The organism is Stenotrophomonas sp. GD03777 (genome assembly GCF_029842485.1).
GTDB classification, from domain to species: domain Bacteria; phylum Pseudomonadota; class Gammaproteobacteria; order Xanthomonadales; family Xanthomonadaceae; genus Stenotrophomonas; species Stenotrophomonas sepilia.
The window spans coordinates 1-9,832 of sequence record NZ_JAOCGL010000124.1 but is presented as its reverse complement, the minus strand read 5'-3'; the positions used below and the strand labels follow the sequence as shown (position 1 = coordinate 9,832).

The 9,832-nt window shown below is 67.7% G+C and carries 6 protein-coding genes; 4 read left to right on the top strand and 2 right to left on the bottom strand.

What is annotated here, in order from left to right; genetic code table 11:
- The coding region (locus N5E02_RS18475) for an HD domain-containing protein (RefSeq protein WP_279946587.1) at nt 1-1,606 on the bottom strand (1,606 nt) is incomplete at its 3' end.
- Between the two features lie 130 nt (nt 1,607-1,736).
- Here N5E02_RS18475 and N5E02_RS18470 point away from each other — a divergent pair.
- On the top strand, nt 1,737-2,261 hold the full coding sequence (locus N5E02_RS18470; RefSeq protein ID WP_053500608.1) for a hypothetical protein: 525 nt from the start codon (nt 1,737-1,739) through the stop codon (nt 2,259-2,261).
- Nucleotides 2,262-2,334: 73 nt separating this feature from the next.
- On the opposite strand, the gene hrpA is transcribed toward N5E02_RS18470, so the two are convergent.
- The gene (gene hrpA / locus N5E02_RS18465) at nt 2,335-6,417 is read right to left on the bottom strand and encodes an ATP-dependent RNA helicase HrpA (RefSeq protein ID WP_065185415.1); all 4,083 of its coding nucleotides are present in this window, start codon (nt 6,415-6,417) and stop codon (nt 2,335-2,337) included.
- Between the two features lie 86 nt (nt 6,418-6,503).
- Between hrpA and N5E02_RS18460 the strand changes: the two genes are divergently transcribed.
- The 3 genes from N5E02_RS18460 to N5E02_RS18450 form a co-directional block, all read left to right on the top strand.
- Nucleotides 6,504-7,052 (top strand): Dps family protein, encoded by a 549-nt coding sequence (locus N5E02_RS18460; RefSeq protein ID WP_005418469.1) that lies wholly within the window; start codon nt 6,504-6,506, stop codon nt 7,050-7,052.
- 512 nt (nt 7,053-7,564) lie between these two features.
- Nucleotides 7,565-9,370 carry a DNA helicase RecQ gene (gene recQ, locus N5E02_RS18455; protein WP_005418471.1) on the top strand — a complete coding sequence of 602 codons (1,806 nt, stop codon included), beginning with the start codon at nt 7,565-7,567 and terminating at the stop codon, nt 9,368-9,370.
- Nucleotides 9,371-9,574: 204 nt separating this feature from the next.
- Nucleotides 9,575-9,832: CopL family metal-binding regulatory protein (locus N5E02_RS18450; protein ID WP_279946586.1), on the top strand; the 258-nt coding region annotated here is incomplete at its 3' end.

The window sequence follows — 9,832 nt, the reverse complement described above, 5'->3', positions numbered from 1 at the left end:
GGCCGGTATCGCCCAGCGCCACCTGGATGTACAGGTCATCGACGCTGTCGGCATGGAACTTCTTCGCCGCCACGGCCAGGTCCGCGTGCTGCAGGCCCAGCCGCTTCAGCTCGCGCTCGAGCAGCTCGCGACCGGCCTGCACGTTGCGCGCGCGGTCCAGCTTGTGGAACCAGCTGCGCACCTTTTCGCGCGAGCGGTTGCTGGCCAGGAAGCCGTTGGCCGGCATCAGCCAGTCGCGGCGCGGATCGGCCTCCTTGCCGGTCAGGATCTCGACGCGGTCGCCGCTGCGCAGGCGGTAGGTCAGCGGCACGATGCGGCCGTTGACCTTTGCGCCGCGGCAGCGGTGCCCGACCATGGTATGCACCTGGTAGGCGAAATCGAGCGGGGTAGCGCCCTGCGGCAGGTCCAGCACCTCGTCCTTCGGGCTCAGCGCATAGACCCGGTCCTCGGTCAGCTCGGCATCAAGCGCCCCGGCCAGTTCATTGCCCTGCCCGTCCTGCGCCTGTTCCAGCAACTGGCGCATCCAGGTGATCTTGCGGTCGAAGGACTTCTCCGCACCCTTGCCACCTTCCTTGTACTTCCAGTGCGCGGCCACGCCCAGCTCGGCCTGCGAGTGCATCTCGTGGGTACGGATCTGCACTTCGATGGTGCGCCCTTCCGGGCCGACCACGGCGGTGTGCAGCGAGCGATAGTCATTGGCCTTGGGCCTGGCGATGTAATCATCGAACTCGCTGGGTACCGGTGCCCACAGCGCGTGCACCACGCCCAACGCGGCATAACAGGCGGCGACGTCGTCGACCATCACGCGCACCGCACGGATGTCATACAGCTGGTCGAAGGCCAGCCGCTTCTTCTGCATCTTCCGCCAGATGCTGTAGATGTGCTTCGGGCGGCCGCTGACTTCGGCCTTGATGCCCTGGGCGACCAGCTCGCGCGACAGCACCTTCTTGACGTTCTCGACGTAACGCTCGCGGGCGATGCGGGTTTCATCCACCTCGCGGGCGATGCGGCGGTAGGTTTCCGGTTCCAGGTGGCGGAACGCCAGGTCCTCCAGCTCCCACTTCAGCTGCCAGATGCCCAGCCGATTGGCCAGGGGCGCGTGGATGTCGCGGGTCAGCTGGGCCAGCGCGCGGCGCTGCTCCTCGTCCAGCTTGTCGGCCGCGCGCATCCGCGCCAGCTGCCGTGCCAGCAGGATCGGCACCACGCGCAGGTCGCGGATGATCGCCAGCAGCAGCCGGCGCAGGCCTTCGCTGTTGCGCCCCGCCTCACGGCCGGCGTGCAGCGCCCACACCGGGTCGGCCGCATCCTGGCCATCCAGCAGGCCGATCACCGCCGCCTTGTGGTTGCCCAGCGGCAGCTGGTCCAGGCTGGCGCGCAGGCCCGGCAGGTCGAACAGCAATGCGGCCACCACTGCGCCTTCATCGGCCGAGAGCATCGCCAGCGCATCGAGAGTATCGCCCAGCACCGACCAGGTGGCACGCATCTGGTGCTCGCAATCCGGCGCTTCCCAATGCTCACGCAGGGCCTGGCGCAGCGGAGCAGGCAGCACCGCTGCCGAGGGACGGTTCAACAAGGCATCCAGGCCAGGGACGGAAGCGCGGTTCACAGCATCGAGCAGGCAAGACAGAGGCGCCTACACTAGCGCCGGCGCCGTTCAGGGACAATCACTGCACCCACCATCACCCGGCATGAAGACATGCCGCTACACTCGCCCACACACCCAGGAGAGACCCGCCATGCCTTCGATTGCCCCGCGCGTCCGTCCACGGCTGCTGGCCTGTGCCGCCGTGCTGCTGTCCCTGTCCGCGCCTGCGCTGGCCCAGCGCGTGGTGGAGGGCGACCTGCAGCAGCAGATGTCGCCCTCCGAGTTCAAGGCCGCCGGCCTGGACAAGCTCAGTGCCGGTGAACTGGCCACGCTCAACCGCTGGCTGCAGGGCAAGGTCGAGGCGGCCACCACCCAGGCCGTCGCCGCAGCGCGCGAAGAAGGCCGCCAGGAAGTGATCAAGAAGAACCGCGGCTTCCTGGACTTCGGCAGCAGCGAACCGATCGAAAGCAACCTGCAGGGCGAATTCCGTGGATTCGGCCAGGGCCGCCGCTACGTGCTGCAGAACGGCCAGGAGTGGGAGCAGATAGACGCCACGCACTATTCCGGTGGCCGCAAGGACGCCCCGGGCGTCAGCATGCGCCCAGGGGTGATGGGCGCCTGGTATATGAAGGTGGACGGGGTGAACGTGCAGCCGAAGGTTCGCCGCACCAAGTAACGCCCGGGCATTCCGGCCATGCCGGCTCCCTGCCCGGCCGGCCACGGTCGCCCGACGGGCGACCGTGGCGCGCTCAGGCCTGGCGCAATGCAGCCACGCGCTGCGCCAGCTTCTTCGCCGAGATACCGGTGCGTGCACCCAGCTCCTGCGCGAACAGCGATACCCGCAGTTCTTCCAGATCCCAGCGCAGCGCCTGCCATTGCGGGCGATCACGCAGGCCCTGCTGCTCGCCCGCCTCCAGCGCTTCCAGGAACGGATGCAGTTCCAGCATGCGCGCCTGGTCACGCGGCGGATCACGCTTGGCACGTTCGGTGCGCAGGATCATCGCCTTCAGATAGCGCGGGTACTGCGCCAGCGCGTCGGCCGGCGTGTCGCGCAGGAAGCCGGGGTGGATCAGCCCGGCCAGCTGCGCTTCCATGTCGTCCAGGTTGCCGCGCGCCCAGCCCATCAACGGCGCTTCCAGCATCGGCTTCAGCTCCGCCACCAGCGCCAGAATGGTCTCGGCCAGCTTCAGCCGCGACATCGCCTCGCCAAACAGGGCCTTGGCGGCGTGTTCGCGACGCTGCTCGAACGCCGTCGCATCGCGGATTTCCTCCAGGCCCTCGGCCAGCACCGCGTTCATCGCCGCATCGACCAGGTCACCACGCAGCCGCTCCTGCGATTCGATCGCGGCATACAACAGGCCGGTCTTGGCACCGACCGGCAACTGCTTGCGTGCCTGCTTCACCTTCTCGGCCAGGGCGATCTCCAGCAGGCGGCGCACGCCCAGCGGATGGGCGTCCTGCGCCTGCTGGCGATCAGCGAAGATGCGCAGCGCCACGCTGTCGCCCTCGTCCAGCAGCGCCGGATAGGCCGGCACGCCGGCTTCACCGGGTACCTGCAGCGGAATCGGCGTGGCCGGGAACGTGCGCAGGCCGTCAGCCGCCATCTCGCGCCCGGCACGCGCGGCGAAGGCATCGCCAGCACGGCCACCGAATTTCGCGCGCAGCGCTTCCAGATCACGCGAGGTGGCAAGCACCTTGCCCTGTTCGTCGCGCAGCCGCAGGTTCATGTGCAGGTGCGGCTCGATCGAACCCGGCTCGAAATCCAGTGCGGTCACCGTCGCGCCGGTCGCACGTGACAGGAAACGCGCCAGCTCGCCAGTGATGGCATCAGCGCTGGGCTGCGGGAAGGCCTCGTAGAACGCGCGACCGAAGTCCGGCGCCGGCACGTAGTTGCGGCGCATCGCCTTTGGCAGGCTGCGGATCAGTGCCGAGGCCTTGTCGGCGACAAAGCCCGGCGCCAGCCAGCCCAGCTGCACCGGATCCAATGCGTTGAGCAGGTGCAGCGGCACGTCCAGGGTCACGCCATCGTCGTCGGCCCCCGGTTCGAAGCGGTAGTGCAGCGGCAAGCGCGCCTGGCCCAGCGCCAGGTACTTCGGATAGCGTTCCTGTTCGCTGCCCTCACCGGGCAACAGGTCTGCCAACGACCAGTGCAGCGCCTTGCGCTGCTCCGGCGCCAGCCCTTTCCACCAGCTATCCAGTCCCGCCGCCGAGTGGATCTGCGGCGGCACCCGGTCCAGGTACCAGCGTGCCTGCCAGTCTTCGTCGGCAACGATGCCGGCGCGGCGCAGCTTGGCTTCTTCCTCGCGCGCGACCTCCAGCACCTTCTGGTTGTCGGCGACGAAACTGGCACGGGTATTGATCTCGCCGGTCACCAGCGCCTGGCGCACGAAGATGTCATGCGCCTCGCCCGGCGCGATGCGGCCGTAATGGACCGGTTTCTTCGGTGCCAGCACCAGGCCGAACAGGCTGATCTGCTCGGACGCCAGCACCTGGCCCTGCGCGCGCGACCAGTGCGGGTCGAAGTGCTTGCGCAGCAGCAGGTGCGGCAGTTCGGCGATCACCCAGTCCGGCTCGATCGCGGCCAGGGTCATGCCCCATACCTTCTGCGTATCCAGCAGGTTGGCTACCAGCAGCCACGGCGGTGGCCGCTTGGCCAGCGCCGAACCGGGGAACGGCAGGAAGCGGCGCTGGCGTGGTGCCTGGAAATCGCCCTTCTCGGTGCGGTGGCCGATCTGCGTCGGCAGGCCCGCCACCAGCGCCCGGTGCAGGGTCTGGTAGGCAGCGGCACGCACGCGTTCGCTGAAGCCGCCGCCGGCGGGCGCCTGTTCCTTCTGCGCGCGCACGGCCACCGGTGCCGGTGCGGCCTCGGCCTTGCCTTCGCGGGCCAGGCGCGCGGCACGATGCAACTGGCCGCGGGTGGCCTTTACTGAGGCCGCGTCATCACGTGCCGGTGCCGGCGCACTGCTGCCGGCCAGCAGCGGTGCCATCGATGCCTCGCTGGCCTCTTCCTTCCAGCCCAGTTCCTCGCACAGCAGCCGCAGCTGGCGATGCAGCTCGCGCCACTCGCGCATGCGCAGGAAGCCGAGGAAATGACGTCCGCACCAGTCGCGCAGCTTGGACTGGGTCAGGTCTTCGTGGGCCTGCCGGTAGGCATCCCACAGGCGCAGCACGCCGACGAACTCGGAGCGGCCATCGGCGAACTGCGCATGCGCGTTGTCGGCGGCACCGCGCGCTTCCGGCGGGCGTTCGCGCGGGTCCTGGATGCCCAGGAACGAGGCAATCACCAGCATCGGCCGCAGGCAGCCTGCAGCCTGTGCGGCCACCAGCATGCGCGCCAGCTTCACGTCCACGGGCAGGCGCGCCATCTGCTTGCCGATGGTGGTCATGCGCCGCTCGGCATCGATCGCGCCCAGCTCGGTCAGCTGCTGCCAGCCATCGGCAACGGCACGCTCGTCCGGCGCCTCCAGGAACGGGAACTCCTCGATGCGGCCCAGGCCCAGCTGCAGCATGCGCAGGATCACGCCGGCCAGGCTGGAACGGCGGATTTCCGGATCGGTGAACTCCGGCCGCGCCTGGAAATCCGCCTCGGCGTACAGGCGGTAGCAGATGCCTTCGGCGATACGGCCGCAGCGACCCTTGCGCTGGTTGGCGCTGGCCTGCGAGATCGGCTCGATGTGCAGGCGATCCAGCTTGTTGCGCGGGCTGTAGCGCTTGACGCGGGCGAAGCCCGGATCGACCACGTAGCGGATGCGTGGCACCGTCAGCGAGGTCTCGGCCACGTTGGTGGCCAGCACGATGCGCCGGTTCGGCCCGGGGTTGAACACCCGGTCCTGGTCCTGGTTGGACAGGCGCGCGTACAGCGGCAGCACCTCGGTATTGCGGTACTTGCGCCGTTCCAGCGACTGGTGCGCATCGCGGATCTCGCGCTCGCCCGGCAGGAAGATCAGCACGTCGCCGCGTGCGTCCAGGCGGGTGATCTCGTCGACAGCCGACACGATGGCATCGTTGACGGTGCGTTCGCCCTGGTCTTCGCCCTCGCCTTCCAGCGCGCGGTAGCGCACTTCCACCGGGTAGGTGCGGCCTTCGACGCTGATCACCGGTGCGTTGTCGAAATGCTGGGCGAAGCGTTCGGTGTCGATGGTGGCCGACGTGACGATCAGCTTCAGGTCCGGGCGCTTGCGCAGCAGCTGCTTCAGGTAGCCCAGCAGGAAGTCGATGTTGAGGCTGCGTTCGTGTGCCTCGTCGACGATGATCGTGTCGTAGTTCGACAACCAGCGGTCGCTGGCGATCTCCGCCAGCAGGATGCCGTCGGTCATGAACTTGATGCGGCTGTCGTCGCTGACCTTGTCATTGAAGCGTACCTGGTAGCCCACCAGCTGGCCCAGTTCGCTCTGCAGTTCCTGCGCCACGCGGCTGGCGACCGCACGTGCGGCGATCCGTCGCGGCTGGGTGCAGCCGATCATGCCGGCCTGGCCACGGCCTGCGGCCAGGCACAGTTTCGGCAGCTGGGTGGTCTTGCCCGAACCGGTTTCACCGGCGATCACCACCACCTGGTGGTCGCGGATCAGTTTGATGATCGCGTCGGCTTCACGCGCAATCGGCAGCTGCGGGTCCAGAGTAATGGACGGCTGCTGTTGCGCCCGTACCTGCCGACGCTGCACCGACGCCTGCAAGGCCTGCTCGAAAGTAGCGGCCAGTGCCGCATCCTGCGGCTTGGCCTGGCAACGCGAGAGCATTCCCAGCAAACGGCCCCGGTCGCGGCTCATGGCGCCGTCGATGGCGGCGCGCTGTTGGCGCAGGCGGGGCGATGGATTTTTATCGATAGAGTTCATCAATCGGTTCGTTCAAAACTTTGAAAGCGACCAGTCATCACGACCGGTTTATTGTGAAGGCCAACGATTCCATAAGGAGGAACCTCATGGCGAAGACCAAAAGCACGACCAAGGCCAAGACCGGCAAGCAGAAGCTTGCAGCGGCGGCACCGTCGGCGCCGAACATCGATATCGGGATCACCCAGGGCGACCGCAAGAAGATCGCCGACGGTCTGTCGCGCTTCCAGGCCGATGCGTTCACGCTCTACCTGAAGACGCACAACTTCCACTGGAACGTGACCGGGTCGATGTTCAACTCGCTGCACACCATGTTCGAGACGCAGTACACCGAGCAGTGGGCGGCACTGGACGACGTGGCCGAGCGCATCCGCGCGCTGGGCTTCAATGCCCCGGGCTCCTACCGGGAATTCGCTGCGCTGACCTCGATCGTCGAGGAACCGGGCCTCACCGACAGTGCGGACTGGCGTGAAATGGTACGCCAGTTGGTGGTCGCCAACGAAGCGGTATGCCGTACGGCGCGTGAAGTGCTGGATGTGGCGGCCAAGGGTGACGATGCCCCGACCGAGGATCTGATGACCCAGCGCCTGCAGACCCACGAGAAGTACGCCTGGATGCTGCGCTCGCTGTTGCAGTAAGGGTTGGGGGTGTTCGGCAGGGCTTGCAGCCCTGCACCCGCCGAAGCCTTCAAGCCAGAGCCAGAGCCAGAGCAAAAGCCAGTTTCCTGAAGGTTGGCGGGGTGGGTCCGGTTGAGGGGGCGCCGTAAACCCGTCCATGGGGGCTTGGTCGCGGCATCCATGCCGCTCACACCCCCTCAACCGGACCCACCCCGCCTTCGACAGATTTCCGTGATCTGCCAGGGCATTGCTTGGGGTCAGATCCGTTTTCCGCAGGAAAACGGATCTGACCCCATTTTGATTGTCGATATCTGACAGATTTCATCCACGCATGGCGTGGATCTACCCGCCACCGGGCCAAGTCTGGGGGAGAGCCCCCTGAGTCAGGGGGCAGACGCGAAGCGGCGGGGGTCTGGGAGCTGGTAAGTGGGGCCCGCGTTTCGCGCAGCGAAGCGTGGGAGCGGCAGCGCGCATGCAATGGCGCGTTCCCAGGGCGCAGCCCTGCCGCCGCCTCCGGGAGGTAAACTAGCGCGATGGCTTCCCGTCCCGCGCACGACCTGCTTCAACGCGTCTTTGGTTACGACGATTTCCGTGGTCCGCAGCAGGACATCGTGGAGCATGTGGCTGCCGGTCACGACGCCCTGGTGCTGATGCCCACCGGCGGCGGCAAATCGCTGTGCTATCAGGTCCCGGCCCTGCTGCGTGACGGTTGCGGCATCGTCATCTCGCCGCTGATCGCACTGATGCAGGACCAGGTCGAAGCCCTGCGCCAGCTCGGCGTGCGCGCCGAGTACCTGAATTCAACCCTGGATGCCGAGACCGCCGGCCGCGTCGAGCGCGAGCTGCTCGCCGGCGAACTGGACATGCTGTATGTCGCCCCTGAGCGGCTGCTGACCGGGCGTTTCCTGTCGCTGCTGTCGCGCAGCCAGATCGCCCTGTTCGCCATCGACGAAGCACACTGTGTGTCGCAGTGGGGCCATGACTTCCGCCCCGAATATCGCCAGTTGACCGTGCTGCACGAGCGTTGGCCGCAGATCCCGCGGATCGCGCTGACCGCCACCGCCGATCCGCCGACCCAGCGCGAGATCGCCGAGCGCCTCGATCTGCAGGAAGCGCGCCATTTTGTCAGTTCCTTCGACCGTCCCAACATCCGCTACACCGTGGTGCAGAAGGACAACGCCCGCAAGCAGCTGACCGACTTCCTGCGCGGCCACCGTGGCGAGGCCGGCATCGTCTACTGCATGTCGCGGCGCAAGGTCGAGGAGACCGCTGAATTCCTCTGCGGCCAGGGCTTCAACGCTCTGCCTTACCACGCCGGCCTGCCGCCGGAAGTGCGCGCCGGCAACCAGCGCCGCTTCCTGCGCGAGGACGGCATCGTGATGTGTGCCACCATCGCCTTCGGCATGGGCATCGACAAGCCGGACGTGCGCTTCGTCGCGCATACCGACCTGCCCAAGTCGATGGAGGGCTACTACCAGGAAACCGGACGCGCAGGCCGCGATGGCGAAGCCGCCGAGGCCTGGCTGTGCTACGGCCTGGGTGATGTGGTACTGCTCAAGCAGATGATCGAGCAGTCCGAGGCGGGCGAAGAGCGCAAGCAGCTGGAGCGGGCCAAGCTCGACCATCTGCTGGGCTACTGCGAATCGATGCAGTGCCGCCGCCAGGTGCTGCTGGCCGGCTTCGGCGAGACCTACCCCCAGCCTTGTGGCAACTGCGACAACTGCCTGACGCCACCGGCCTCGTGGGACGCGACCATACCGGCACAGAAGGCGCTGAGCTGCGTCTATCGAAGCGGCCAGCGCTTCGGTGTCGGCCACCTGATCGACATCCTGCGCGGCAGCGAGAACGAGAAGGTGAGGCAGCAGGGCCACGACAAGCTGAGCACTTATGCCATCGGCCGCGACCTCGATGCACGCACCTGGCGCAGCGTGTTCCGCCAGCTGGTCGCGGCCAGCCTGCTGGAAGTGGACAGCGAGGGTCACGGTGGCCTGCGCCTGACCGATGCCAGCCGCGACGTGTTGACCGGCCGCCGCCAGATCAGCATGCGCCGCGACCCGGCCAGCAGCACCAGCGGACGCGAGCGCAGCGCGCAGCGCACCGGCCTGTCGGTGCTGCCGCAGGACCTGGCCCTGTTCAACGCGCTGCGCGGCCTGCGCGCCGAACTGGCCCGGGAACAGAACGTACCGGCGTTCGTGATCTTCCACGACAGCACCCTGCGCAACATCGCCGAGCAGCGCCCGACCAGCCTGGATGAACTGGCCCGGGTCGGCGGCATCGGCGGCACCAAACTGAGCCGCTACGGCCCGCGCCTGGTCGAGATCGTGCGTGAAGAGGGCTGACGGTATCGCGTTGCCGCGCTGCGCGGCCGCCGGGCATGGCCCCAACGGCGCGCGGGCGCCCCTGTAGAGCCGAGCCCACGCTCGGCTGCCTCTGCGCGAACAGCAGCCGAGCGTGGGCTCGGCTCTACGCTGGTGCAGGTCCAATCTTGAACCGGCCATTCAGCCGGAAGTGCATCCGCGTCCGCTTGCGGCTAGATTAGCGTCATGTCCCTGGCCTCGACCCTGCTCCGCGTCGTGCTCATGCTCAGCCTGTTGCTCAACGGGCTGAACGCGGCCCTGGCCCGTGGTCACGAAGAAATGGGGCGAATGGCTCACGCCGCAGCCGCGGCTGTTGATGGCGGCACTGCCGACTGCCACCACCACGCGGGCATGCAGGCCGACGCGGCCCCGCAGGCCAAGGCCCCGGCCCACGACGCCCACTGCCAGATCAAGGACTGCGTGCGCAGCTGCGCCCAGCACCCG